The organism is Leclercia sp. UBA5958, assembly GCF_002430365.1.
Classification (GTDB): domain Bacteria; phylum Pseudomonadota; class Gammaproteobacteria; order Enterobacterales; family Enterobacteriaceae; genus Enterobacter; species Enterobacter pneumoniae.
The window spans coordinates 620,809-645,986 of record NZ_DJCE01000007.1 but is presented as its reverse complement, the minus strand read 5'-3'; the positions used below and the strand labels follow the sequence as shown (position 1 = coordinate 645,986).

The window sequence follows — 25,178 nt, the reverse complement described above, 5'->3', positions numbered from 1 at the left end:
AGAAGGCTAATATCAACTGGGGTTAAACAAGGTTTGAATAGTGATGAGAGTACCAGAGTTATTGATAATTCGTTAAGTTAACAAATGATGAAATCACCCCATCAATAATATCAATAATAATGGATGGTTTCACTATGTCGCAGCTTACTGATAACGCGCTCACGCCTTCTCGGCCCCTCACTCGCCTGGGACTGTTTTTTGACCTGCTCAGCGGTAAATGGCGGCCGGGTAAATTCTGGCACCAGCGCAGCTTCCGCCGTAAATTTCTGCTGCGCTCGTTAATGATGCCACGTTTAAGTCTGGAGTGGATGAACGTTCTGGCCCAGTTGCCGGAGCTCAATCAGCTGTTGATCCGCCAGCCCCGCCTGCCCGTGCGCCTGCATCGCCCCTATCTGGCGGCCAACTTAACCCGTAAGCAGAAGCTGGATGCCGTTCGTTATCACTACAGCCGCCTCTATGCCACCCTCTCCCCTGAAGAGCTGCGCAACTATCTGCGCGGCAACGGCCTGGTACTGGCGCAGCTGCAGGGCAAAGATGGCGACACTTACACCCTGGAGTTCACGATGATGATCTCGCTGGATAAAGAGGGCGACAGTACGATTTTAATGCGTAACAGCAGCGGAGAGACGCTGGCAGAGATGACCTTTACGCTCTGTGAATACCAGAATCAACCCACGCTGTTCATCGGTGGGTTACAGGGGGGCAAACGCGAATTGCCGCACGAAGAAATTCAGAAAGCGACCAAGGCCTGTCATGGTCTCTTCCCGAAACGTCTGGTGATGGAAGCCGTCTGTCAGTTTACCCAGGCGTTTAACGTCAACCAGATCCTGGCAGTCAGCAACGAAACCCATATCTATCGCAGCCTGCGCTACCGCGATAAGAAAGATAAAATTCACGCCGACTACAGCGCCTTCTGGGCCTCTGTGGCCGGCGAATGTGATGCAAGCGGCTATTATCATATTCCCTGCGTCATCCCCCGTAAAAGCGAGGCTGACATCGCCAGTAAAAAACGGGCTGAGTATCGCCGCCGATATCAGTTACTGGATGCGGTGCCGGCGCAAATGAGCGGTCTGTTTCGTTAATCCGCCCGACCGCGCGCCAGCCAGAGCACGCGGGAGAACATTTTTCGCAGTAACGTGGGAACCGAATCGACCCCACGGCGCCCTGCTTCCATCGCGACTTCAATGGCCAGATCAGGTTTGGATGAGCGGTGAATCGCCTTAGTAATGACCCGCCGCATGTTCATGGGAACATCGGCGGGGATCATCGCCACCCGGTGGAAGACATCGGCAAAACCCTGTCGGTACATGAAATGCTCCATATCCATCGCGGGCAGTTCGGTCAGATGATCGCGTTCCTCATCCCGATCGTGATTGAGTAACCCACGGACGGTAGCGGCATATTTTCTCCCCGCCTCGTCACCATCCACCAGGACGTGCCACTCAATGCCCATCCGGCGGGCGAATTTAATCAGCGGCTTGAGGCCGGACTGGGCGAACTCAATGACCTTAATGCCCTCAGCATCAAAATGGTGCCCGCACTGACGGGCCAGCTCGTTGATGACCCAGGTTTCGGTTTCGCCCTCTACCAGCAGCCAGCAGCGGGCAAAGAGCGAAGAGGCACGGTTAAAACGGATATGAAAAGCGATGCGGCGACTCTCTTCAGCATTCATCCCACCCGGTCCAAGGCGAAATGCCGAGACGCGACCCGACTCACGCACCAGCCGACAGACCTGCTCCACCGGCGTAAGTGACAGTAGTTCACCCGAGTTGGTGGTGGTGATGCGCTGTAACGGCAGCAAATTCAGCAGATGCCAGGCCACCGATAGCATGATGGGGTGCAAGCGCGTTTCCGGATCTTCAACCAACAACAGCGGCCGGGCATCCCTGTCCAGTCGCACGGTCCCTTTTGCCTGCAGCAAGGTAGAGAAGAGTCCCAGCAGAATCACCCGGTGCGATCGTCCGCCGGGTTTGTCGATCATCCGGTTGATGATATCGAGATAACGCCAGCTTCGTTGCTCATCGTGGGACCGCCGGCGCATCAACCGGTTGCGCACGGGCGAGGAGCCCTGCTCGGAGAAGTAGTGTTCAAGCAACTGCACCATAGCAGAGAGGCCCTGACGGATCTGGCCATCGCTAAGATTTTGCGGACGCGCTACCAGCTCGCGCGCCAGGTAATCCAGCTCACGGGCGGTAACTTCCACCTCCGGCATAGCAGGCACCGACCCCGTGCGGATGCGGCGCATAAAGCGGGCATCCCGTAAGCGCAGCACCGGCACCAGACGGATAAGATGACGCGCCAGCTCGTCGATATTGTCCCTCTCCAGGGGATTACCCTCCGCATCGATAAAACTGCGCAGGGTCAGTACGCTCTCATCGTCCGCGAGTTCGCCCTCCAGACGGTAAAAGATACGCTGATAACCATCCTGACAAGGCACCCAGCACCCGGCAAGAGGCTGGTAGCGACGTACCCTGTGGCGGCCAGGATCGGTTTCCCGGAAGGTCAAAACAATGTGCAGATGGTGTTCCCGCCCCTGAATATCGCCCGGTGGGAACCAGAAGTCATCGCGAACGAAATGATAGAGTTCGGCATCCGATGATAACAGCAGCGTGAGCGCGTCCAGCAGGCTAGATTTACCCCAGGCATTCTCCCCGATCAGGACGTTATTTTGTTCCAGCATCAGCGACAGGCGATTAATGCCGCGAAACCCTACGATTTCCACCCGTTCAAGCAGCATAGATCCTCCGGGACAATGACACTCTTTCCTTTAAATTATCAGCAGTATAGCGCCAGGAACCCCGGCCCGACAGTCGAAGATTGTCAGGAAAGTTATGCCAGCAAATATAAAAATAAGAATATGACAAGGCACTTTCATTTGAAATTTAATGAGGCCAGATATTAATATTCGTCGCCCGTTATCTCCCGAAAATTAAAAAAGGAATAACCTCGCATTGCCCTGAATCAAATTTGTGGGTTTTATTTCACTGGTGAACCATGCGGTTCATTTTTAAAATAACGCCGTTAAACATCGTCATATTTTATGACGATAAATTATGAGCGATGGAAAAAGCTCGTTTTTACATTGAGGTGGTTATGTTCAGAAAATTAGCGGCGGAATGTTTTGGTACATTCTGGCTGGTATTGGGTGGTTGCGGTAGTGCTGTTCTGGCAGCCGCATTTCCGGAATTAGGGATTGGTTTCGCTGGCGTTGCGCTGGCTTTCGGCCTGACGGTATTAACCATGGCCTACGCCGTGGGGCATATTTCCGGCGGCCATTTCAATCCGGCCGTGACGCTGGGCCTGTGGGCGGGCGGACGTTTCCCGGCGAAAGACATTATTGGCTACGTGGTGGCCCAGGTGGTGGGCGGGATTATTGCCGCCGCTATTCTGTATGTGATTGCCAGCGGTAAGGCAGGCTTTGATGCGGCGGCCAGCGGTTTTGCCTCGAACGGTTTTGGCGAACATTCACCGGGCGGCTTCTCGATGCTGTCAGCCATCGTGATTGAAATCGTGCTTACCGCCGGCTTCCTGTTGGTCATTCATGGTGCTACCGACAAACACGCACCGGCCGGTTTCGCGCCGATTGCCATCGGTCTGGCACTGACGCTTATTCACCTGATCAGCATTCCGGTGACTAACACCTCCGTTAACCCGGCGCGCAGCACCGCGGTGGCGATCTTCCAGGGTGGCTGGGCGTTACAGCAGCTGTGGCTGTTCTGGGTGATGCCGATTGTGGGCGGTATCCTGGGTGGCGTGCTGTACCGCACGCTGCTGGAAAAACGCGATTAAAAATAATACCGGGTGGCTCTGCGCTACCCGGTTTTCCATTTGCACCTTTACTGAGCAGCTCTATTTCGGTAGTGTCATCGGCGCTATTCAGCTACTCAATAAGGATTGTGTTGTTCATGTTTTCAGGATTATTAATCATTCTGCTACCACTGATAGCAGGCTACTTTATCCCCCTCCGACACGCAGCTGCATTAAAGCTAATTAATCGCCTGTTGAGCTGGATAGTTTATGTCATTCTTTTTTTTATGGGCATCAGCCTCGCCTTTCTGGATAACCTGGCGACCAATTTACTGGCGATACTCTATTACTCCTCCATCACCGTTGTGGTTATTTTGCTGTGCAATATTGCCGCCCTGTTATGGCTGGAGCGCACTATTCCGTGGAAAAACCATCATCAGCAGGAAAAATTACCCTCGCGTATAGCGATGGCGCTGGAGTCATTAAAATTATGCGGAGTGGTGGTGCTCGGCTTTCTGCTTGGGCTCACCGGATGGGCGGTATTACATCACGCGACCGAAGCCAGTGAATATACCCTTATCTTCCTGCTGTTCCTGGTCGGTATTCAGCTGAGAAATAGCGGCATGACCCTGAAACAGATTGTCCTTAACCGTCGTGGCATGATCGTGGCGGTCGTGGTGGTCGGCAGCTCGTTACTGGCGGGGGTCATTAATGCCTTTATCCTCGACCTGTCGCTCAACACCGCACTGGCGATGGCGTCCGGCTTCGGCTGGTACTCCCTCTCCGGCATTCTGTTGACCGAATCTTTCGGCCCGGTCATCGGCAGCGCCGCCTTCTTTAACGATCTGGCCCGCGAGCTGATTGCCATTATGTTGATTCCGGGTCTGGTACGACGCAGCCGCTCTACGGCGCTGGGGCTGTGCGGCGCCACGTCAATGGACTTTACCCTGCCCGTCCTGCAACGCTCCGGAGGCCTGGAGCTGGTGCCGGCGGCCATTGTTCACGGCTTTGTTCTTAGCCTGCTGGTGCCCATTCTGATGGCCTTCTTCTCAGCCTGATACCCCTCTGGCGGTAGGTCTCTGCCGCCAAAATTGCGCTAAATCAATCTCCCTCCATTTTGTATCAGAAAGCGCTTTTCTCTGATCTGGCACCAGCATAATCTTAAACATGTATATCAAATATAACTTTAACAGGTGTGATTATGTTTTGTGTGCAATGTGAACAAACCATCCGTACCCCTGCAGGCAATGGCTGCTCTTACGCGCAGGGCATGTGCGGTAAAACCGCCGAGACGTCAGACCTGCAGGATCTGCTGATCGCTTCCCTGCAAGGGCTTTCCGCATGGGCATTCAAAGCTCGCGAATACGGTATTATCGACCACTACGTCGACAGCTTCGCGCCACGCGCCTTTTTCTCCACGCTGACCAACGTTAACTTTGATTCTCCTCGCATCGTCGGCTATGCCCGCGAAGCCATTGCCCTGCGTGAAGCGCTGAAGGCGCAGTGCCTGAACGCCGACGCCAGCGCGCGCGTGGATAACCCAATGGCCGAACTGCAGCTTGTCAGCGACGACCTCGGCGATCTGCAGCGTCAGGCGGCGGAATTTACCCCGAACAAAGACAAAGCGGCGATTGGCGAGAACATTCTCGGCCTGCGCCTGCTCTGCCTGTACGGCCTGAAAGGTGCGGCGGCCTATATGGAACACGCGCACGTTCTCGGCCAGTACGACAACGACATCTATGCCCAGTACCACAAAATCATGGCATGGCTCGGCACCTGGCCTTCCGACATGAACGCGCTGCTGGAGTGCTCAATGGAAATCGGCCAGATGAACTTCAGGGTGATGAGCATTCTGGATGCCGGTGAAACCAGCACCTACGGCCACCCAACGCCGACCCAGGTCAACGTTAAAGCGACCGAAGGCAAATGTATCCTCATCTCCGGGCATGACCTGAAAGATCTCTACAACCTGCTGAAGCAAACCGAAGGCACCGGCGTTAACGTCTATACCCACGGTGAAATGCTGCCTGCACACGGCTACCCGGAGTTGCGTAAATTCAAACACCTGGTCGGGAACTACGGCAGCGGCTGGCAGAACCAGCAGGTTGAATTTGCCCGCTTCCCTGGCCCCATCGTGATGACCTCTAACTGCATCATCGACCCTACCGTGGGCGCGTATGATGACCGCATCTGGACCCGCAGCATCGTCGGCTGGCCAGGCGTGAGCCACCTCGAAGGCGACGATTTCGGCCCGGTTATCGCCCAGGCGCAGCAGATGGCTGGCTTCCCTTACAGCGAAATTGAACACCTGATCACCGTGGGCTTTGGCCGCGAAACCCTGCTGGGTGCGGCGGATTCCCTCATCGACCTGGTGAGCCGTGAAAAACTGCGTCACATCTTCCTGATTGGCGGCTGCGACGGCGCGCGCGGCGAGCGTAACTACTTCACCGATTTCGCCACCAGCGTACCGGATGATTGCCTGATCCTGACCCTGGCGTGCGGGAAGTACCGTTTCAACAAGCTGGACTTCGGCAACATCGAAGGCCTGCCGCGTCTGGTCGATGCCGGTCAGTGTAACGACGCCTACTCAGCCATCATTCTGGCCGTCACCCTCGCGGAGAAACTGGGCTGCGGCGTGAACGACCTGCCGCTGTCGCTGGTGCTCTCCTGGTTCGAGCAAAAAGCGATCGTTATCCTGCTGACCCTGCTCTCACTGGGCGTGACCAACATCGTCACCGGCCCGACCGCGCCTGGCTTCCTGACGCCGGACCTGCTGGCCGTGCTGAACGAGAAATTTGGTCTGCGTTCCGTGACCACCGTTGAAGAAGATATGAAAGAGCTGCTGAGCGCGTAAGGAGAGATTCATGACCATGCCAACCTCACAATGTCCGTGGCGGATGCAGGTCCATCACATCCATCAGGAGACGCCGGATGTGTGGACGCTGTCACTGCTGTGCCATGACTACTATCCGTACCGTGCAGGTCAGTATGCGCTGGTCAGTGTCCGCAACTCTGCGGACACCCTGCGCGCCTACACCCTCTCCTCCACGCCGGGCGTGAGCGAGTACATTACGCTTACCATCCGTCGCATTGATGAAGGGGCAGGTTCCGAATGGCTGACCCGCGACGTAAAACGTGGAGATTACATCTGGCTTTCAGACGCGCAGGGCGAGTTTACCTGTGATGATAAGCCTGAGGATAAATTCCTGCTGCTGGCCGCCGGCTGCGGCGTGACGCCCGTAATGTCAATGCGCCGCTGGCTGGCGAAAAACCGCCCGCAGGCCGACGTGCAGGTGATCTTCAGCGTCCGCTCGCCAGAGGATGTGATTTTTGCCGAGGAGTGGCGTAACTACCCGGTCACGCTGGTGGCAGAAAATAACGCTACCCATGGTTTTGTCTCGGGTCGTTTGAGCCGGGAATTACTGCAAAGCGTGCCGGATATTGCCTCCCGCACCGTGATGACCTGCGGTCCTGCGCCTTACATGGATATCGTGGAAAAAGAGGTTAAAGCGCTGGGTGTGACCCGCTTCTTTAAAGAGCAGTTCTTCACCCCTGTCGCCGAAGCGGCAACCAGCGGGCTTAAGTTCACTAAGCTGCAACCTGCGCAAACCTTCTTTGGCCACGTGGGCACCACGCTGCTGGAGGCGCTGGAGAGCAACAAGGTGCCGGTAGCCGCGGCCTGTCGCGCTGGCGTGTGCGGCTGCTGTAAGACGAAGGTCGTGTCCGGCGAGTATACGGTGAGCAGCACCATGACGCTGACCGACGCCGAAATCGCCGACGGCTACGTGCTGGCCTGCTCCTGCCATCCGCAGGGGGATTTAGTCCTCGCCTGATAAAAACGCCCGGTGACATCGCCGGGCGTTTTTACTTTCATTTCCACGCCGGATGGCTTGCCAGGGCGTAACGACCCGCTCCCAACAGCGCTACCGCCAGTGCCCCCACGAAGAAGTAGACCAGGCTTTCAATGGCCCAGGCCCCTACCGCATCCAGCGCTAAGGTTTTGCCTGTTCCCACCATTAGCCACGCGACGACCATGGTAAACGCCAGAACCAGCGCCGCCGGTCGAGTCAGGATCCCCAGAATAATCAGGATCGGTGCCACCACCTCCCCCATCAACACCCCGTAAGCGATAAATCCCGGTAAACCTTTGGCGACCAGCATGCCGCTAATACCCTCCACGCCACCGAAAAGCTTATGCAGGCCGTGAAAGAGCATTAACCCGCCCACAGCAAGGCGTAACAACAGCTTGCCCATATCGTCGTGTGTTAGCGTTTTATTAACAGCAATTAACAATGATTTAACCATTTGAAATTACTCCTGTTTTATCTGAACTGCAGCCAGAATATGTCTAATTGTTTCGAATGGATAGCAGCTGATACCAGGGGGGCAGAGCGGTAATTTTCTTCTAAGCTTGTAAGCGATATCACAAAAAGGAGTTGGATCACCATGAAACAGACCGTGGCGGCATATGTTGCAAAAACGCTGGAACAGGCAGGGGTAAAACGCATCTGGGGGGTCACCGGCGACTCCCTCAATGGCTTGAGTGATAGCCTTAACCGCATGAGAACAATTGACTGGATGCCCACCCGCCATGAAGAGGTGGCCGCCTTTGCCGCCGGGGCAGAAGCACAGCTGACGGGAGAGCTCGCCGTGTGCGCTGGCTCCTGCGGACCGGGCAACCTGCACCTGATTAATGGTCTGTTTGACTGCCACCGTAACCACGTACCGGTGCTGGCCATCGCCGCTCACATCCCCTCGAGCGAAATCGGCAGCGGTTATTTCCAGGAGACTCATCCTCAGGAGCTGTTCCGGGAATGTAGCCACTACTGCGAACTGGTCTCCTCCCCAGAGCAGATCCCGCAGGTACTGGCCATCGCCATGCGCAAAGCGATTCTGAACCGTGGCGTTTCGGTAGTGGTGCTGCCGGGCGACGTGGCCCTGAAGCCCGCGCCAGAAACAGCCAGCAGCCACTGGTATCCTGCCCCGTTACCGGTGGTCACCCCGGCAGAAGAAGAGCTGAAAAAGCTGGCGCAGGTGTTGCGATACTCCAGCAATATCGCGCTGATGTGCGGCAGCGGCTGCGCGGGGGCGCATGATGAACTGCTGGCCTTTGCGGAAAAGCTAAAAGCGCCCATCGTCCATGCCCTGCGCGGGAAAGAGCATGTTGAGTATGACAACCCCTATGACGTGGGGATGACCGGCCTTATCGGCTTCTCATCCGGCTTCCACACGATGATGAATGCCGACACGCTGATCCTGCTGGGTACCCAGTTTCCTTATCGTGCCTTCTACCCCACCGACGCAAAAATTATTCAGATTGATATTAACCCTGGCAGCATCGGTGCCCACAGTAAGGTGGATATGGCCCTGGTGGGGGATATTAAAGCGACGCTCGCCGCGCTGCTGCCCCATCTGGAAGAGAAAACCGAGCGTAAGTTCCTCGATAAAGCGCTAAGCGACTATCGCGACGCCCGTAAAGGGCTGGACGATCTGGCGAAGCCGAGCGACAAAGCCATTCACCCGCAATATCTGGCGCAGCAGATCAGCGATCTCGCCGCCGAGGACGCAATTTTCACTTGTGATGTGGGCACGCCCACCGTCTGGGCCGCACGCTACCTGAAAATGAACGGCAAGCGTCGTCTGCTCGGCTCGTTTAACCACGGCTCGATGGCAAACGCCATGCCGCAGGCGCTGGGCGCCCAGGCGACCGAACCGCAGCGTCAGGTCGTGGCGATGTGCGGCGACGGTGGGTTTAGCATGCTGATGGGCGATTTCCTGTCGGTGGTACAGATGAAGCTGCCGGTCAAAATTGTGGTCTTTAACAACAGCGTGCTGGGTTTTGTGGCGATGGAGATGAAGGCCGGGGGATATCTGACCGACGGCACCGAACTGCATGACACCAACTTTGCCCGTATCGCCGAAGCCTGCGGTATCCCCGGGATCCGCGTTGAAAAGGCCTCCGACGTCAACGAGGCGCTTACACGCGCATTCGCTATCGACGGCCCGGTACTGGTGGATGTGGTCGTCGCCAAAGAGGAGCTGGCGATCCCGCCGCAAATCAAGCTGGAGCAGGCGAAAGGTTTTAGCCTGTATATGCTGCGGGCGATTATTAGTGGTCGCGGCGACGAGGTGATGGAGCTAGCCAAAACCAACTGGCTCAGGTAAAAATGTCTCACATTGCCTGTCTAACTATAGGGATGTGAGATGATTGATTTACGTAGTGATACCGTTACCCGCCCGTCGCGCGCCATGCTCGAAGAGATGATGGCCGCCCCGGTCGGGGACGACGTCTACGGCGATGACCCCACCGTTAACGAACTCCAGCGCTACGCCGCTGAACTGAGCGGTAAAGAGGCTGCACTGTTCCTGCCTACGGGCACCCAGGCCAACCTGGTGGCCCTGCTTAGCCACTGCGAACGCGGCGAAGAGTACATTGTCGGCCAGGGGGCGCATAACTACCTGTACGAAGCCGGTGGTGCAGCGGTACTGGGCAGTATCCAGCCGCAGCCCATCGACGCTGCCGCCGACGGCTCCCTGCCGCTGGATAAAGTGGCGGCCAAAATCAAAGCCGACGACATCCACTTCGCCCGCACGAAGCTGTTAAGCCTGGAAAATACCCATAACGGTAAAGTGCTGCCGCGCGAGTATCTCAAAGCGGCGTGGGAATTCAGCCGTGAGCGCGGGCTGGGCCTGCATGTGGATGGCGCGCGTATCTTCAACGCGGTGGTGGAATATGGCTGCGATCTGAAAGCCATCACCCAGTACTGTGACTCCTTCACCATTTGTCTCTCGAAAGGTCTCGGCACCCCCGTTGGCTCGCTGCTCGTGGGCGATGCCCAGTACATCAAACGGGCCAACCGCTGGCGCAAGATGACCGGCGGCGGGATGCGTCAGGCCGGAATCCTGGCGGCAGCGGGCTTGTACGCCCTGAAAAATAACGTCCAGCGCCTGAAAGAGGATCACGACAACGCCGCCTGGATGGCCGCGCAACTGCGCGAGATCGGGGCCGATGTGATGCGTCATGACACCAACATGCTGTTTGTGCGGGTGGGCGATGAGCGTGCCGCCGCGCTGGGCGAGTATCTGAAAGCCCGGGGGGTGCTGATCAACGCCTCCGGCGTAGTGCGTCTGGTGATGCACCTTGACGTCAGTCGCGCTCAGCTCGCCGAGGTGGTAAGCCACTGGCAGGCCTTCCTGCAGCGCTAAGGAGCCCCGCGTGCCACAACGAATTCTGGTGCTGGGTGCCAGCGGCTATATCGGCCAACACCTGGTCACTGCCCTCAGTACGCAGGGGCATCGGGTGCTGGCGGTGGCACGCAGCATTGAACGGCTGCAAAAACAGAACCTGCCGGGTGTCTCCTGCCATAGCGTCGATCTCAACTGGCCGAAAGAGTTGTCCGTGCTGCTGGAAGGAGTGGATACGCTCTATTATCTGGTGCACAGCATGGGCGAAGGGGGCGATTTTATTGCCCACGAGCGTCAGGTAGCGATGAACGTGCGCGATGCCCTGCTGGCGACGCCGGTCAGGCAGATTATTTTCCTCAGTTCATTACAGGCGCCGGAGCAGGAGCAGTCAGACCACCTGCGCGCACGCCAGCTCACCGCCGAGACCCTGCGCGGGGCGAATATTCCACTTACCGAACTGCGGGCGGGGATTATCGTTGGGGCGGGCTCTGCCGCCTTCGAAGTGATGCGCGACATGGTCTATAACCTGCCGGTGCTCACGCCGCCGCGCTGGGTGCGCTCGCGTACCACGCCCATCGCGCTGGAAAATCTGCTGCACTATCTGGTGGAACTGCTTAACCATCCTGCGCAGCGCCACCGGGTTCTGGAGGCCGCCGGGCCAGAGGTGCTCAGCTATCAACAGCAGTTTGAACATTTTATGCGGGTGAGCGGTCGCCACCGGCCGCTGATCCCTATCCCCTTCCCGACCCGCTGGATTTCGGTGTGGTTTTTAAACGTCATCACCTCCGTGCCCCCGACAACCGCCAAAGCCTTGATTCAGGGGCTGAAGCACGATCTGCTGGCCGACGACGCTGCGCTGCGGGCGTTGATCCCCCAGCCGTTAATCCCGTTTGACGATGCGGTTCGCAATACGTTGAAAGAAGAAGAGAAACTGGTCAACTCCAGCGACTGGGGCTTTGATGCGCAGGCCTTTGCCCGCTGGCGGCCGGAGTATGGCTACTTCCCTAAACAGGCGGGCTGTACCGTGAAAACTGACGCCAGCCTTAGCGATCTGTGGGCGGTGGTGAATCAGATTGGCGGCAAAGAGCGTTATTTCTTTGGCAACCTGCTCTGGCAGACCCGCGGCGCGCTGGATCTGCTGTTGGGCCACCGGCTGGCGAAGGGCCGTCCGGCAAGGGCGATGCTGGAGGTGGGCGACGCGGTAGATAGTTGGAAAGTGATTATCGTTGAGCCGGAAAAGCAGCTGGCCTTACTCTTTGGTATGAAGGCCCCCGGGCTGGGGCGGCTGTGCTTTACCCTGAAGGACAGAGGCGATCACCGCGAGCTTGACGTCCGCGCCTGGTGGCACCCGCACGGCATGCCGGGTCTGTTCTACTGGCTGTTGATGATTCCGGCGCATCTGTTCATTTTTCGCGGCATGGCAAAACGTATTGCCCGCCTGGCGGAAAAACCTCAGCCCTGATGCCATCGCGTCAGGTCCCTGGTCAAACCCGGAACCGGGCCGAATAATAAAGCCAGGGCACAGGCAGCCTGACGGATAAGGGTATAAATAAAACTCTTAATCTTTCGCCTTTACCATTGCATCGTGGCGTATTTCACGGAAGAATGCGCACGAAATTCTTTTCAACACAGTGGATTGATATGAAGGTACTGGTTACCGGCGCCACCAGCGGCTTAGGTCGAAATGCGGTCGAGTTTCTGCGCAACAAAGGCATTAGCGTCAGGGCCACCGGTCGCAACGAAGCGATGGGTAAACTGCTGCAGAAGATGGGGGCTGAGTTTGTCCATGCCGACCTGACGGAGCTGGTCTCCTCGCAGGCCAAAGTGATGCTGGCCGGAATCGACACCCTGTGGCACTGCTCCAGCTTTACCTCTCCGTGGGGCACACAGGAAGCCTTCGATCTTGCTAACGTGCGCGCCACGCGTCGTCTGGGCGAGTGGGCCGTGGCCTGGGGCGTGCGTAACTTCATTCATATCTCTTCGCCGTCGCTCTATTTCGATTATCACCATCACCGGGATGTTAAAGAGGACTTTCGTCCTCAGCGCTACGCCTGTGAGTTTGCCCGCAGTAAAGCGGCCAGCGAAGAGGTGATCGATCTGTTGGCGCAGTCGAATCCCCACACCCGCTTTACGGTACTGCGTCCGCAAAGTCTCTTTGGACCGCACGATAAGGTCTTTATCCCGCGCCTGGCGCAGATGATGCACCACTACGGCAGCGTGCTGCTGCCACGCGGCGGCGATGCGCTGGTGGATATGACCTATTACGAAAATGCCGTCCATGCCATGTGGCTGGCGAGTCAGAGCAGCGCCGACGCTCTCCCCTCCGGACGGGCCTATAACATCACCAACGGCGAGCCTCGCTCCTTACGCAGCATCGTACAGCGGCTGATAGACGAGCTAAATATTCACTGTCGGATCCGCTCCGTGCCCTACCCGATGCTGGATATCATTGCCCGCAGCATGGAGCGGCTTGGCAATAAAGCGTCGAAAGAGCCCGCCCTCACCCACTACGGCGTCTCTAAGCTGAACTTTGATTTTACGCTGGATATTAGCCGCGCCGAACGCGAGCTGGGGTATGCGCCCGTGGTGACGCTGGATGAGGGTATTGTGCGCACGGCCGCATGGCTGCGGGATCACGGTAAACTGCATCGCTGATGCGTCAACAAGGGTCGCGGCGCTCAGCTATGGCGGGCAGGCATTTTTAACTGCTGGTATTTTTGCCAGACTTTCCGGGCATACAGCATCCGCTGCGGGTAATTCTCTTTTTTTAACCCGGCGTTGTAGGCCCCGACCGCCTCCCAGTTATTGCCATACACCTTAATCATGCCGGACAAAATAGAGGCCCCGACCATAATCGAGGTGCAGGGCTCTAATATCAGTTGGTATTCGCTAATTCCCCGACTCTCCAGCGCCGGAAAGTGGATGCTGTTGATCTGCATCAGGCCGACATCCCGGGTACCGTCGGCATTTTTGCCAATCGCCCAGGGATTCATCCCGGATTCGACGTGCGCAATGGCGTACAGGAGATAGGGATCGACGTGGTAGGCCTGTGCGGCTTTGTCCCAGCAGTTGGCGTAAGCGCCCTGGCTGACGAGGAGCATAATGAGCAGTAACGTTTTCATCAGTACCTGCTTTGGGGTGAGATCAGTGCGCCGGGTGACATACAAAAAAACACCCCCATCCGGGGGGTGTTGCGTGCTACAGAGAGATTAATTGCAATCTGACGCCGGGCCGGTTTTCACCCAGACATCGCTGTTGCCCGGTTTATCACCGCGGGTCCACCACTTCGCACGGTATTGATTACCTTCGTACGTGGTGGTGTCGCCGCCGTTATAGACCACATCAGAGCGCCAGTTGAATTTCACCTGGCTGACCAGCTCCCAGGCCTGTGCGCCGAATCCAGGCTGATTGCCCTGCGTCCAGTACTTCGCTTTCCATACCAGGTTGTCGAAGCTGACGGTATCGCCGGCGTTATAGACTTTATTCGCTGCCCAGGCCGCATATTGGCTGGCGTTAGCATCAACAGGGGCGTCGCAGTTACCGGTCGCTGTCCCTTCGTCTGCTGGCGTCGTTCCTTCGTCTGCCGGTGTGGTTCCTTCGTCAGATGGCGTGGTCTCTTCGTCCGCTGGCGCTGGCGCCGCTTTCGGGTTGACCGTCACCGGGACGTTAGACTGCACGCTGGTTTTCCCGTCAGAAACGATCACGCTCAGGGTATAGGTCGAGGCATTGCTCACTTCCGGGGCGGTGATACGCACGTTAGCGGTATCTGTTCCGGTCGCATTCATATCTGCCGGTACGCTCCAGCTGTAAGTCAGCGCATCGCCATCCGGGTCCGTCGCCTGAGCATGCAGGGAGATAGCTTCACCCGCCTCAACCGTTACCGGATCCATCGCATTGACGATCGGCGCCTGGTTGGCTTTAGGCGCTTTATTCACCACCTGCACATCAATCGCGTTGCTCAGCCCTTTGGCGTCGGTCACGGTCAGGCGGAAGACGAAAGTCTGATCGCTGGCGACAGCCGGAAGATTGAAGTTAGCAATCGCCTGAGTGCTGTTGGCCAGGGTCACCGCCGTACCGGATACCTGGGTCCATTTCCAGGTCAGCGCATCGCCATCCGGATCGGAAGAGGCAGAGCCGTCCAGGGTCACGGAGGCCGGGCCCGTCACGTTCATATCTGTCGCTGACGCTACCGGCGCATGGTTAGTCACCACCGGATCCACCGGCGCAGAGCCGCCGCTTACCAGGCTTTCGTTCATGGCATTCAGGATATCGCCGTTATCAGACTCGATGGACCATGCGAACAGCCCGCCGAGGTTTTTATTCAGCACGTAGTTGCCTTTCGCTTTGACGGAGCGCGCATCGTCGTAGCTCACCAGCTCGCCGGTGGAGCGGTTAAACAGATACGGTGCCTCGGCCGCGGCGTCGTACTTATATTCCCAGCCGGGTTTGCCAAGCATATTCTTGACGATGTCGCGGTAATCGATAATCCCCGCTTCCCAGGAGCCTGCAATAGGGCCTGTTGCCGTGCCGGTGAACGGGTTATCGCCGGTGTAACCGTGCACCCCTTTCCAGCCGCGACCGTACATCGCCGCGCCGACCACGATTTTGCCTGGCTGTACGCCCTGAGCCAACATCGCATTGACCGCGTTATCGGTGGTGTAGTTGGTGTCTGGCTTCCAGGAGGCGCCATACAGTGCCGTCTGATGGCCCAGTTCAGTATTGCTCCAGCCGCCGTAGTAGTCGTAGCTCATCAGGAAGATGTGGTCGATATACTGCTGCGCGGTGTTGTAGTCCACGTCTTCAATCTTATCGCCGCCCGCGCCGATCGCGGTGGTCAGCTCGTAAGTCCGGCCCGTTTCAGCGGACAGCTCGTTCAGCATCTGACGCAGGTCGTGCATCAGCGCGGTGTAGGTGGCTTTATCGGTCTGCGGGTTACCCAGCGCTGGGTTCTCGCCGCCGCCGCCCGGGAATTCCCAGTCGATATCGACGCCGTCGAACACTTTCCAGGTTTGCAGGAACTCTTTAACCGAGGAGACGAAGCGGGCGCGCAGTTCCGGGTTATTCATCTGGAAGAACGGATCGGACAGCGTCCAGCCGCCTACGGAAGGCAGGATCTTCAGATCCGGATGCGCCTTTTTCATCGCCATCAGCTGACCGTAGTTACCTTTGTAAGGCTCGTCCCAGCCGGTTACGCCCTGCTGAGGCTTCTGCAGCGCCGCCCAGGGGTCATGGATAGCCACGGTATAATCCGGGCGTCCCTGACAGGCGCGTTTCAGCGCTTCCAGCGCCCCGGACGCTTTGGCGCTGTCGTTGATGCCGTCACCGCCACAGATAGGAATAAAGCCGTACAGGAGATGGTTGATGTTAGCCACCGGGATTTTATCGGCGGTAAAGTTACGGTCATACACCCCCCATTCCGGGAAATAGGCGCCCACCACCTTGTCGGTGTGCTGCGTGAACGTTTTATTATTTTCCAGCAGCGGCGTGTTCATTGGCAGCAGATGACTTCCGTCGGTATCGGCCACGATAATCAGCTTGCTGGCGCTGGTTGAACACCCGCTATCGTTACAGAGTTGCACCTGCTCCTGATAGCGTCCGCCTTTTTTGACCTTGAAGGTCGCGTTACCTGCGGTGCTACCCGCGCCGGTCCAGACTGTCTGGCCATCGAGCAGCACTTTGGCCGAGGTAGGGGCATCGCCGCTCCAGACGGTCCATTCGACTTTAACGTCAACGCCATCTTTGTGAACTTTAATAAGGTTATTGTAATCCTGGGCCGTCTGGTCTACTTGCACCAGGGCAAATTTGTCATTGCCGGTGGTAATTGAAGGCGTACCCGGCAGCGCGGCAAATGCCGAACTGGTTGCTGCCGCAACAAAAAGGGCCAGATATTTTGGCTTAATAAACTTCATTGTTATTTCCTGATCAACTTATTTTTCAGATAGGGACAGCCCATACTTTCCATAGGGCTGAAAGCATTCATTGCAATATGTGTAATAAAACAGAAAACCCGTTACGCGAAATTAACTGTGTTGCACGTCCTCCAAATAAAAGAGACAACCCAAACTCCTGTTAGATTGATATCTTTTGATCATACGCCGAAGGTAAATTATCTCCTTTCTTTCCTTCATCGAAAAAATCACCAAAAAAACTTGCTTCTTTTATAGAAAGACTTGCGCGAGATAGATCGCGATCCCGGCAAAAGCTAACGCCGGGCCAAACGCAATGGCGAAATGCGTTTGGCGGTAAAAGATGAAATATCCGCTGATACCCAATAACGCCGCCACCAGCACAATAGCGGGCAAGGCTTGCCAGCCACACCAGGCGCCCAGGGCCGCCAGTAATTTAAAATCGCCGTAGCCCAGCCCTTCACGCCCGGTCGCCAGGCGAAATGCCCAGTACAGCAGCCAGAGCGACAGATAACCCACCACCGCGCCATAGAGCGCGTCCGACAGGGGCAACTGATGATCGAGAGCGTGGCATACTAACCCGGCCCACAGTAGCGGCTGCGTCAGGCAGTCGGGCAGCAGCTGATGCTCAGCGTCTATCAATGCTAACGGCAGCAGAAACGCCATCAGCAGCCAGAGAGACGTCAGGGAGAGGAGATCGGCCCCCCACCCGGCGGTGAAGCCATAAAAGAGGGCGCAAAGCAGTTCTAGCAGAAACAAGCGCAGGGGGATGGCGGCCTGACACTGGCTACAGCGCCCGCGCAGCGCCAGCCAGCTAATAAGCGGAACGTTCTCCCACGGACGAAGTGAATGCTGACATACCGGGCAGTGCGATGCCGGAAAGAGCAAATTTTTATCCTGTTCTTCCTCCATAACCATCGGCGGAACACGCTCTGCAACCACCCCGAGAAAACTGCCTACAATTGCCCCCAGCACCGCGCTCATCCCGCAGAACGCCAGAGGATAACTCTGGCGTATAAGCGCGAGCCCATTCACGCGGCTTTTCGCCAGGTTAACTGAATTTCAGCCTTCACATCGCTCAGGTGATCGACCGGAGTAAGGTTCATTTTCTCCAGCCGCACGCCAGAGGTGATATTGATCTCCCGCAGCCAGTTTTTCAGCACATAAATGTTGACCCGCTCGACCACAAAAGAGAGGGTCTGCCCCTCCTGACGTATATTACTGAGGGGTAACTCGATTTCGTGGGCGCTGTTTTCAACCACGCTGCGGGGATTGTCCGTTTTAATTTGCTGAACCTGAAGATGATTAATATCGATTTCGTTACGCATCCAGTTTAATGTCTCCTTTTGTCTGTCGAGTTTTAACTGCGCGGTTTGAATAATATTATCCAGGGGAACCATTGCCATATAATGAACAGCGGCACAGCACAGCGCCGCGCCACACAGTTTTATTATCGCTTTCTCTCTGGCGCTATAATTTTGATATTTGCATGTCAGTTGCGCGATGCGTTCTTTCATTTATATTTTCCGGTGATCATGGCGGTATAGGGCGCCTCCTTTGAAACAGGCTGCAGCGTAAAATCAAATTTCGTACTTGCCTGGTTCACAAAGGCCTGCAGCGCCTCGGGCGATTGCGCACTGCCGCTCAGGGTCAGGGTGTCGTGAGTGGCGTCGTACTCCAGCACATCAATGCCCATCGCAGGCACCGCCTTTTTAACGGCTTCAAGGTCGTCGAGCTGGAGGAAGAAGCCCCGGCTCTGCTTTTTAAGATTCTGACCAAAATGGTATTTAATGTTGGTCTGATGGCGCAGGCTGGGGAAGTAGTGCTGATAGAGCTGCACAATATCTTCCTGCACCTGGTTCTCCTGCTGTACCAGCTTCCACGCCAGCGCGGCACGCGGCCCTAACAGAAGCGTCAGGGACAACAACCCCGCCGCGATCATCGCTGTTCTCATCCCTTTTTTGGCGGCCAGGTGACGCGGTTTCGGACTAAACGCTCCGTGGAGCAAATTGACCCGGCAGCGTTGCCACTGGGGCTGGATTAGCACGAGCGGTTGTTGCCAGGGCAGGGATCCCTGCGCCGTCAGCCCTGCAGGCAGCGCGCCATAACTGTGCAGCACGCTCTCTCCCGCGTGCTGCAACACCAGCGGTAGCAAGGCTGCGTCCAGTACCGATGCCTCGCCTGAGGGGAAACGGACCCAGTATTCGCCCTCCAGTACCGCCACCGTACTGCCTCCCGGCGTAGCCGGCAGCAGCCAGGCATCCGGCAAGACCTGAACGGGGGTAAGCCCCGCCGCGTAAAACGGCGCCAGCCACTGGCGTAGCCGTGAGGAATCAATGGCCACTGCATCCACCTCGCGCCCCTTTTTCCCGAGCACCGTCCAGTGAAGGTTGTCCACGTCGCCGATCAAGGTCTCCTCGGCCATCCAGGAGAAAGGGGCGGAGGCGTTGGCACCGATTTTTTTCGGCAGTGTAAAGTGGCGGAAAATAAACTCGCTGGCAGGCAACAACACGCAGACGCGCCCGGCGAGAGGATGATCCGCCAGCGTGCTCAGCGCCTCCGGGCCATCCAGCATCTCCACCTGCTGACTTCCGGATTCGCACCACCCTATTTTTCCGCCCTCATCCCGGTCGGGACGAATAAAAAGCACCTGTTTCATAACGTTCAACTTTGGTTATTCAATCATTCGGTAACGACGCTGCCATGTCACAATCTCGCCCGCTTCAGGGTTAACCTGAAGCTGGCTCACCACTCTGAGCGTCAGGGCGTCGGTATTGCCGGTATAATTCACGCGAAAATAGCGGCTATTTACGGCGATCTGCTGGGCAACCTGCGGCAGATCGTCTTTTAACTGCGGGAAAAGTTGCTCCAGCGCCTGGCTGAAAGCTTCACCACTTTCCCACCCCGCCTCGGGACGGGCAGCGATCACCCGCGCGGCGTCATCGGCGGTTAACTTGCCGGGAAACAGTGCGGCCAGAACCGCGGCCCGATCGGGCCGAAGCGTATTCACATCCACCTTGCTGGCGCTGTCCGGCAATGCGCAAAGCAGTTTGCTCACCTTTGGCCAGGCGGCGGCAGGGAATGCCGGTAAAAGTTTGATCTCCGCAATGTTGGTCATCATCTGGTTCGCTGGCTGGCGGGCCGGTTGTAGGCCCGCCCAGGCATCGATCTCCGCCCCCCCTTTGACGGTGGTGCTGTCCCCATCGAGATAATCCATCAGTTGGGTGTAAATCTCTTCCGCCTGGTGCTGGCCGATGCCGCCGTCAGTTAACAGTTGTTCCATGCTCTGCTCAGCCCGGGATTTTTCTGGCAGTGCCCCCGCCGGTTGCCCCGCCGCCGGCGCGTCTGCGAGCAGGTTATTGACGTTAAAACAGTCTTGCGCGTCCTCAACCTGGCCGGTGACCGTGTAATCTTCCCCCCGCGTCTGGAGCGGATGGTGCCACTCCCCCTCGGGATCAAGCGGTTTACTTTCGCCGCTCGCATCCACCTGCAGGCGTGTTTTCACCTCTTTCTCCTGGGCCTGCATCGCCCAGCGCAGCTGCTGCTGACTCACCTGATAGTGCGTTTTTTGCAGGTTGCGGCAAAACTGCTGGCTCATTTTTGCCGCCAGCGCCGACATCATCACCAGCAGGATCAAGACCACCAGCAGGGCCACGCCCCGCTGCTTCGCTAATTGCCTCATGGCTGTGCTCCCTTGTCAGGAGAGGGCGTCGCCTCCGGAGGCGGCGGCGTTAACGATCCTGGCGCTGGCTGCTCTTGCTGTTTCGGCGCCTCCGCTACTTCCGGCCGATCGCCCGGGGTAGTGAAAACCCAGCGCCAGCTTTCGCCATTGTTCATGGTCAGCGTCAACTCCACGCCGTCGGGCTGATGATCGCTGTCGCTCCAGCTTTTTAACCATCCGTCGCGATAAAAGCGCCACTGCAGGGATTTCACGTCGCTGACAATGGGCACCTCGTCCGGTTCGACGCCGGCCGGGCTGTCGATCGCCGGCCAGACATCGCGATACAGCCGCCCCTCTTCCAGCCGCCAGCGCACGCGCTCCAGCTGTACCGAGCCGCTCACGCCGCTCAGGGTGGTCAGCTCAAGGGCATTTTCTTCTTCCCGAAAGCGCCCCGGTTCATTACGCGGCGCGCGCGCCTGCAGCTGGAAGAAGTCGCGCTCCAGCAGGCTCCAGGCACGCTGTAGCTGGTTCAGTTTTGCTGCGCTGGCATCGGTGGCCGAGCTGGTGCGCATCGCCCCGTCCAGAATCTGCCAGGCGAGCGTGCTGATCACCGCAAAGATCGTTAGCGCAATCATGATCTCCAGCAACGTAAAGCCGCGCTGGCGCTGCATAGGTTTCACTTCAGCTCTCCTGGAGGAATGATGTGCAGGGCAATCACCGGCTGGCTTTCGTCGCCCTCCGCATATACGCGAATGTCACTGGCCCAGCCCTCTTTCGCCGTTTTGACCCGCTGTTTGCGCCAGGTCCAGCTGCGGCCCCCCATGATCTCGCTGCCCTGCGCTTCGGCGTCAGGAAACGCGGTTTTCTCCAGCTGCGCTTCCGCCAGCTGGTTTTCCGCCACCCAACTGGCCTGCAGCGTATTGGCCAGGCCATGGGTAAAGCGCACGTTCAGGGTGACAGAGTTCATCAGCGCCAGCGCGGCCGTGGAGAAGATCACCAGCGCGACCATCACCTCCAGCAGGGTCATCCCCTGCTGCTTTGCTGTACCGTTACTCATCGTTTTCAACCGATACCGGGGCAGCGCCCTGCGATACCACCCGGAACGCATGCGTTTTATCTTCGCTTTGCAGCGCCAGCGTGAAGCGGCTGATTTCACCGTCCGGCAGAAAGACAATCTGCGGCTCGGCGTCCGTGGTGGCGGCCAGCCGCTGGGGGGAGAGCGAGACGTGCATCGCTGGCGGAAACTCGCCCTGAGTCGTAATACGGCCCGCGGATAAGGGCGCCCACAGGTGTTCGCCATTTTTATCTTCGAGCGTGACCAGCTGATATTTCTCGGCGGTAATAACTAACCCAACGATATTTCCGTCCATCACTGCGCGATCCGATCCATAATCAACAACGGCTTTTAATTGCTGGCCAAATATATCGGCGCCGCTGCGTGACGGTATTGTTGATACCACCATCATGGCGCAGCTGGCGAATATCACCAGCGCCAGAATAATTTCCAGCAACGTAAAGCCGCGTTGGTTTTTCATTATTTCTCTTTTTTATCGAGAGACCAGTTGGTGATGTCATCGGCGGTATTCGCTTCGCCATCTGGTCCTGCCGAAAAGAGATCGATCGCGCCGTGTTCTCCGGGGCTAACCATCAGATAATCACTGCCCCAGGGATCCTGCGGCAGGCGGCGGATATAGCCCCCCGCGCGGTAACCGTTTGGAATTGGCGCAATTTCAGGTTTGGTAACCAGCGCCTGCAGCCCCTGTTCTGTGGTGGGGTAGCGGTGGTTATCCAGCTTATACATATCCAGCGAGCCTTCGAGGGCGACAATATCGCTGGTTGCCTTTTGCGCGTCGGCTTTTTCTTTATTCCCCATTAAATTGGGCACCACCATACTCGCCAGTACGCCGAGAATAACAATTACCACCATTAATTCGAGCAACGTGAAGCCCGCCTGGCGAGCCAGGTTTTTACGTTTCATAGCCATTTATTAACCTACCATGTTATTAAGTTGCAGAAGCGGTTGTAATATTGACAGCACAATGAATAAAACAATGGTCGCCATACTCACCACCAGCGCCGGTTCAAATACCGACAGCGTTAAGGTAATTCGGTGCTGTAAGGCCGACTCCTGATTTTCTGCCGCGCGATCCATTAAGTTGCCTAATTCCCCGCTCTCTTCGCCGGAGGCGATCATATAAAGCATGGTGGGCGGAAATAATTTCGCCTGTTCCAGGGCGGCATAGAGGGTTGCCCCCTGCCGTACGGTATCGGCCGCCTGCTCAAGCACCCGGCGCGCGTAGAGGTTTTCGATACCGTCCATCGCAATGTACATCCCCTCCAGCAGCGGCACGCTACTGGCCTGCAGGATACTCAGCGTGCGGATATAGCGGGCGCTGTTGATGGCGCACACCAGCTTTTTAATCGGCGAGCGGTTTACCAGCCAGCTGTGGTAGCGAAAGCGATTTTTACTATTGCGGACCCAACTCTTAAAGCCGATTATCCCCCCGCCGAGCGCGCCCGCTATGTAGATTCCCCAGGCCTGCAGAAAATCGCTGACCGCAATCAACGTACGGGTCGTAAGCGGCAGTTGCTGCTTCATATGGGTAAACTGTTCAATCACCTGCGGCACCACCGCTACCAGCAGAATGCTGATTACCGCAACAGCCACCACCGTCAGGGTGATGGGATAGACCATCGCCTGCGTCAGCTTGCTCTTCATCTTCTGGCGCTGCTCGTTATACTCCGCCAGCTTTTCCAGCACATCCCCCAGATGGCCCGTCTTTTCACCGGCCATCACCAGGGTGCAGTAGAGCTTGTCGAAGGTGCGCGGGAACTGGCTAAAGGCGTCGAAGAGGGTATGCCCCTCCACCACCTTCTCGCGGATCTCTACCACCATCGACGCCAGCTTTTTATCTTCCGTCTGTTTCGAAATGGCCTTCAGCGCACTCTCCAGCGGCAGCGCGGCGTTGACCAGCGTAGAGAGCTGGCGGGTAAACATCGACAGCACCGGCGTAGAGAGTTTTGCCCCGGTCTTTGCTTTCCCACTGGCGGCGGTCTGATGCGTTTCGCTGATGCTTACGGGCAGCAACTTTTGTTCCCGCAGCCACTGGCGAACCTGCTTTTGCCCCTCAGCCTGCATCGTACCGCGCTGGGTTTTGCCCGCCGCGTTGGTCGCCGTCCAGGCGTAGAAAGCCATTATTCGTCCCCTCCACGTTCGGCGGTGACGCGCATGACCTCTTCCAGCGAGGTAATGCCGCTTATCACCTTCAGCAAGCCGTTTTCACGCAGGCTATACGCCTCTTTAAACAGCTGGGTTTCGAGGGACATTTCATCTTTATCTTCGTGGATAGCCCGGCGCATGGCGGTGTCCACCACCAGGAATTCATGGACCCCCGCCCGCCCCTGATAGCCGCTCTGGCGGCAATGTTCACAGCCTACCGCGCGATAAATTGCCCTGGGCGGCGTCGCCATAAAGCTGAACAGCGCCTTTTCATTGGCATCCAGCGGGCTGGTGGTCCGGCAGTGAGTACAGAGCCGCCGCACCAGACGCTGGGCAATGACTCCGAGCAACGATGAGCCAATCAAAAAGGATTCCAGCCCCATATCACGCAGACGCGTAATGGCGCCTGCCGCGCTGTTGGTATGCAGCGTCGACATTACCAGGTGACCGGTGAGGGAGGCCTGTACCGCAATTTGCGCGGTTTCGCCGTCGCGAATTTCCCCGATCATCACCACGTCCGGGTCCTGACGCAGGATCGCACGCAGGCCGCGGGCAAAGGTCATCTCCACGCGCGGGTTCACCTGCGTCTGCCCTACCCCCTCCAGCTCATATTCGATCGGATCTTCGACGGTCAGAATATTGCGTTCGTGGCCGTTCAGCGCCGACAGGATGGCGTACAGCGTGGTGCTTTTCCCGGAGCCTGTCGGCCCGGTGACCAGGATAATGCCGTGCGGGCGGTCAATCAGCCCCTTTAACTTTTCCAGCTCCTCATCAATCAGCCCGAGCTTGTTGATATCCGGCTTCAGGTTGCTTTTATCCAGCAAGCGCATCACCACCCGCTCGCCGTACTGTGACGGAATGGTCGAGACACGCACGTCAATCGCCTTACGGCCAATGCGCAGGGAGATACGGCCATCCTGCGGCAGGCGTTTCTCCGCAATGTCCAGTCTGGACATGACTTTAATACGCGACACCAGCAGGGGCGCAAGCTTGCGCGCCGGTTGCAACACCGGGCGCAGCACGCCGTCCACGCGAAAGCGGATGCTCAGCGTACGTTCAAAAGTTTCGATATGAATATCCGAGGCGCCCTCTTTCACCGCCTCGCCGAGAATGGCGTTGATCAGGCGGATCACCGGCGAGTTTTCGTCGTTATCCAGCAGATCCTCGTTGTCGGGGATCTCCTCGGTTAAAGCCATCAGATCGATGTCGGCGTCCATATCGTCAACCAACTGTTGCGAGACGCCGCTGCTCTGCTGCCAGATTTTGGCCAGCAGCTCTTCAAAGGCCTCAGCCGTCAGGATGGCGGGATCGTAAGCGCGCCTTAGTACCCGGCGCATCTCCAGCAGCGCAAAGGCCGGGGCATCGTCACGGATATACACCTCATCCTGGTAATAGAGCACGCCGTTCTCTTTTGCGTAGCTGCTGCTGCAGAGAAATTGGGTCAATTCGTCCACGTTGC

General features: G+C 57.3%; 23 protein-coding genes. 9 read left to right on the top strand and 14 right to left on the bottom strand.

Annotated features, from left to right (window positions below; all coding sequences use genetic code 11):
* The first annotated feature begins 134 nt into the window (after window positions 1-134).
* Complete coding sequence (locus tag B2Q93_RS12495; protein WP_286933288.1) at window positions 135-1,082, top strand: VirK/YbjX family protein; 948 nt, start codon at window positions 135-137, stop codon at window positions 1,080-1,082.
* Here B2Q93_RS12495 and B2Q93_RS12490 read toward each other — a convergent pair.
* Entirely contained in the window at window positions 1,079-2,737 is a 1,659-nt protein-coding gene (locus B2Q93_RS12490) for an ATP-dependent endonuclease (protein WP_207293350.1), read from the bottom strand. The genes B2Q93_RS12495 and B2Q93_RS12490 overlap by 4 nt on opposite strands.
* Window positions 2,738-3,093: 356 nt before the next feature.
* Here B2Q93_RS12490 and aqpZ point away from each other — a divergent pair, with 356 nt between their 5' ends.
* From aqpZ to hcr, 4 genes are all read left to right on the top strand, one after another.
* Window positions 3,094-3,789, top strand: a complete 696-nt coding sequence (gene aqpZ, locus B2Q93_RS12485; RefSeq protein ID WP_286933286.1) for an aquaporin Z — start codon at window positions 3,094-3,096, stop codon at window positions 3,787-3,789.
* A 116-nt stretch (window positions 3,790-3,905) separates the two neighbouring features.
* Window positions 3,906-4,805, top strand: a complete 900-nt coding sequence (locus tag B2Q93_RS12480; RefSeq protein ID WP_286933284.1) for a lysine exporter LysO family protein — start codon at window positions 3,906-3,908, stop codon at window positions 4,803-4,805.
* 143 nt (window positions 4,806-4,948) lie between these two features.
* The gene (gene hcp / locus B2Q93_RS12475) at window positions 4,949-6,601 is read left to right on the top strand and encodes a hydroxylamine reductase (protein WP_046886853.1); all 1,653 of its coding nucleotides are present in this window, start codon (window positions 4,949-4,951) and stop codon (window positions 6,599-6,601) included.
* A 10-nt stretch (window positions 6,602-6,611) separates the two neighbouring features.
* A complete protein-coding gene (gene hcr, locus B2Q93_RS12470) occupies window positions 6,612-7,580 on the top strand; it encodes an NADH oxidoreductase (protein WP_286933281.1) in 969 nt (322 codons plus the stop codon).
* Between the two features lie 37 nt (window positions 7,581-7,617).
* Here the strand turns inward: hcr and B2Q93_RS12465 are convergent, their stop codons facing one another.
* Entirely contained in the window at window positions 7,618-8,052 is a 435-nt protein-coding gene (locus tag B2Q93_RS12465; RefSeq protein ID WP_286933278.1) for a DoxX family protein, read from the bottom strand.
* A 141-nt stretch (window positions 8,053-8,193) separates the two neighbouring features.
* Between B2Q93_RS12465 and poxB the strand changes: the two genes are divergently transcribed.
* The 4 genes from poxB (at window position 8,194) to B2Q93_RS12445 (ending at window position 13,587) form a co-directional block, all read left to right on the top strand.
* Window positions 8,194-9,912, top strand: coding sequence for a ubiquinone-dependent pyruvate dehydrogenase (gene poxB / locus B2Q93_RS12460; RefSeq protein WP_286933275.1), 1,719 nt, complete (start codon window positions 8,194-8,196; stop codon window positions 9,910-9,912).
* 39 nt (window positions 9,913-9,951) lie between these two features.
* Window positions 9,952-10,953, top strand: coding sequence for a low-specificity L-threonine aldolase (ltaE, locus tag B2Q93_RS12455; RefSeq protein ID WP_286808599.1), 1,002 nt, complete (start codon window positions 9,952-9,954; stop codon window positions 10,951-10,953).
* A gap of 10 nt (window positions 10,954-10,963) precedes the next feature.
* The gene (locus B2Q93_RS12450) at window positions 10,964-12,394 is read left to right on the top strand and encodes an SDR family oxidoreductase (protein WP_286933274.1); all 1,431 of its coding nucleotides are present in this window, start codon (window positions 10,964-10,966) and stop codon (window positions 12,392-12,394) included.
* A gap of 179 nt (window positions 12,395-12,573) precedes the next feature.
* Window positions 12,574-13,587 carry an NAD-dependent epimerase/dehydratase family protein gene (locus B2Q93_RS12445; protein WP_046886977.1) on the top strand — a complete coding sequence of 338 codons (1,014 nt, stop codon included), beginning with the start codon at window positions 12,574-12,576 and terminating at the stop codon, window positions 13,585-13,587.
* 23 nt (window positions 13,588-13,610) lie between these two features.
* Here B2Q93_RS12445 and iagB read toward each other — a convergent pair whose 3' ends face one another.
* The 12 genes from iagB to gspE all read right to left on the bottom strand — a co-directional run bounded on the left by iagB (window position 13,611) and on the right by gspE (window position 25,173).
* Window positions 13,611-14,054: a type III secretion system invasion protein IagB gene (iagB, locus tag B2Q93_RS12440; RefSeq protein WP_040076365.1), complete on the bottom strand. Its 444-nt coding sequence runs from the start codon at window positions 14,052-14,054 to the stop codon at window positions 13,611-13,613.
* Window positions 14,055-14,141: 87 nt separating this feature from the next.
* The gene (locus B2Q93_RS12435; protein ID WP_286933271.1) at window positions 14,142-16,841 is read right to left on the bottom strand and encodes a glycosyl hydrolase family 18 protein; all 2,700 of its coding nucleotides are present in this window, start codon (window positions 16,839-16,841) and stop codon (window positions 14,142-14,144) included.
* Window positions 16,842-17,090: 249 nt separating this feature from the next.
* The gene (locus B2Q93_RS12430; protein WP_286933268.1) at window positions 17,091-17,873 is read right to left on the bottom strand and encodes a prepilin peptidase; all 783 of its coding nucleotides are present in this window, start codon (window positions 17,871-17,873) and stop codon (window positions 17,091-17,093) included.
* Entirely contained in the window at window positions 17,870-18,355 is a 486-nt protein-coding gene (locus B2Q93_RS12425) for a type II secretion system protein M (RefSeq protein WP_286933266.1), read from the bottom strand. Before B2Q93_RS12425 ends, B2Q93_RS12430 begins: the two co-directional genes overlap by 4 nt.
* Window positions 18,352-19,497: a type II secretion system protein GspL gene (gene gspL / locus B2Q93_RS12420; protein WP_286933264.1), complete on the bottom strand. Its 1,146-nt coding sequence runs from the start codon at window positions 19,495-19,497 to the stop codon at window positions 18,352-18,354. The genes B2Q93_RS12425 and gspL overlap by 4 nt, the downstream gene beginning before the upstream one ends.
* A 15-nt stretch (window positions 19,498-19,512) precedes the next feature.
* Window positions 19,513-20,520, bottom strand: coding sequence for a type II secretion system minor pseudopilin GspK (gspK, locus tag B2Q93_RS12415; RefSeq protein ID WP_046886861.1), 1,008 nt, complete (start codon window positions 20,518-20,520; stop codon window positions 19,513-19,515).
* Complete coding sequence (gene gspJ, locus B2Q93_RS12410) at window positions 20,517-21,179, bottom strand: type II secretion system minor pseudopilin GspJ (RefSeq protein ID WP_046886862.1); 663 nt, start codon at window positions 21,177-21,179, stop codon at window positions 20,517-20,519. The genes gspK and gspJ overlap by 4 nt, the downstream gene beginning before the upstream one ends.
* A complete protein-coding gene (gene gspI / locus B2Q93_RS12405; RefSeq protein WP_046886863.1) occupies window positions 21,176-21,556 on the bottom strand; it encodes a type II secretion system minor pseudopilin GspI in 381 nt (126 codons plus the stop codon). The genes gspJ and gspI overlap by 4 nt, the downstream gene beginning before the upstream one ends.
* Window positions 21,549-22,034 carry a type II secretion system minor pseudopilin GspH gene (gene gspH / locus B2Q93_RS12400; protein WP_046886864.1) on the bottom strand — a complete coding sequence of 162 codons (486 nt, stop codon included), beginning with the start codon at window positions 22,032-22,034 and terminating at the stop codon, window positions 21,549-21,551. The genes gspI and gspH overlap by 8 nt, the downstream gene beginning before the upstream one ends.
* The gene (gene gspG, locus B2Q93_RS12395) at window positions 22,034-22,483 is read right to left on the bottom strand and encodes a type II secretion system major pseudopilin GspG (RefSeq protein WP_046886865.1); all 450 of its coding nucleotides are present in this window, start codon (window positions 22,481-22,483) and stop codon (window positions 22,034-22,036) included. The genes gspH and gspG overlap by 1 nt, the downstream gene beginning before the upstream one ends.
* 3 nt (window positions 22,484-22,486) lie before the next feature.
* On the bottom strand, window positions 22,487-23,695 hold the full coding sequence (gene gspF / locus B2Q93_RS12390; RefSeq protein WP_046886866.1) for a type II secretion system inner membrane protein GspF: 1,209 nt from the start codon (window positions 23,693-23,695) through the stop codon (window positions 22,487-22,489).
* Window positions 23,695-25,173 carry a type II secretion system ATPase GspE gene (gene gspE, locus B2Q93_RS12385; protein WP_286933259.1) on the bottom strand — a complete coding sequence of 493 codons (1,479 nt, stop codon included), beginning with the start codon at window positions 25,171-25,173 and terminating at the stop codon, window positions 23,695-23,697. Before gspE ends, gspF begins: the two co-directional genes overlap by 1 nt.
* Window positions 25,174-25,178 lie beyond the last annotated feature (5 nt).

Bases quoted from the DNA above. Each gene is read 5' to 3' on its own strand.
- B2Q93_RS12435 (WP_286933271.1), bottom strand. From the start codon at position 16,841: ATGAAGTTTATTAAGCCAAAATATCTGGCCCTTTTTGTTGCGGCAGCA.
- B2Q93_RS12465 (WP_286933278.1), bottom strand. From the start codon at position 8,052: ATGGTTAAATCATTGTTAATTGCTGTTAATAAAACGCTAACACACGAC.
- hcr (WP_286933281.1), top strand. From the start codon at position 6,612: ATGACCATGCCAACCTCACAATGTCCGTGGCGGATGCAGGTCCATCAC.
- gspL (WP_286933264.1), bottom strand. From the start codon at position 19,497: ATGAAACAGGTGCTTTTTATTCGTCCCGACCGGGATGAGGGCGGAAAA.
- gspF (WP_046886866.1), bottom strand. From the start codon at position 23,695: ATGGCTTTCTACGCCTGGACGGCGACCAACGCGGCGGGCAAAACCCAG.
- B2Q93_RS12445 (WP_046886977.1), top strand. From the start codon at position 12,574: ATGAAGGTACTGGTTACCGGCGCCACCAGCGGCTTAGGTCGAAATGCG.
- gspH (WP_046886864.1), bottom strand. From the start codon at position 22,034: ATGAAAAACCAACGCGGCTTTACGTTGCTGGAAATTATTCTGGCGCTG.
- gspK (WP_046886861.1), bottom strand. From the start codon at position 20,520: ATGAGGCAATTAGCGAAGCAGCGGGGCGTGGCCCTGCTGGTGGTCTTG.
- B2Q93_RS12495 (WP_286933288.1), top strand. From the start codon at position 135: ATGTCGCAGCTTACTGATAACGCGCTCACGCCTTCTCGGCCCCTCACT.
- hcp (WP_046886853.1), top strand. From the start codon at position 4,949: ATGTTTTGTGTGCAATGTGAACAAACCATCCGTACCCCTGCAGGCAAT.
- B2Q93_RS12490 (WP_207293350.1), bottom strand. From the start codon at position 2,737: ATGCTGCTTGAACGGGTGGAAATCGTAGGGTTTCGCGGCATTAATCGC.
- ltaE (WP_286808599.1), top strand. From the start codon at position 9,952: ATGATTGATTTACGTAGTGATACCGTTACCCGCCCGTCGCGCGCCATG.
- aqpZ (WP_286933286.1), top strand. From the start codon at position 3,094: ATGTTCAGAAAATTAGCGGCGGAATGTTTTGGTACATTCTGGCTGGTA.
- poxB (WP_286933275.1), top strand. From the start codon at position 8,194: ATGAAACAGACCGTGGCGGCATATGTTGCAAAAACGCTGGAACAGGCA.
- B2Q93_RS12425 (WP_286933266.1), bottom strand. From the start codon at position 18,355: ATGAAAGAACGCATCGCGCAACTGACATGCAAATATCAAAATTATAGC.
- B2Q93_RS12480 (WP_286933284.1), top strand. From the start codon at position 3,906: ATGTTTTCAGGATTATTAATCATTCTGCTACCACTGATAGCAGGCTAC.
- gspG (WP_046886865.1), bottom strand. From the start codon at position 22,483: ATGGCTATGAAACGTAAAAACCTGGCTCGCCAGGCGGGCTTCACGTTG.
- gspI (WP_046886863.1), bottom strand. From the start codon at position 21,556: ATGAGTAACGGTACAGCAAAGCAGCAGGGGATGACCCTGCTGGAGGTG.
- iagB (WP_040076365.1), bottom strand. From the start codon at position 14,054: ATGAAAACGTTACTGCTCATTATGCTCCTCGTCAGCCAGGGCGCTTAC.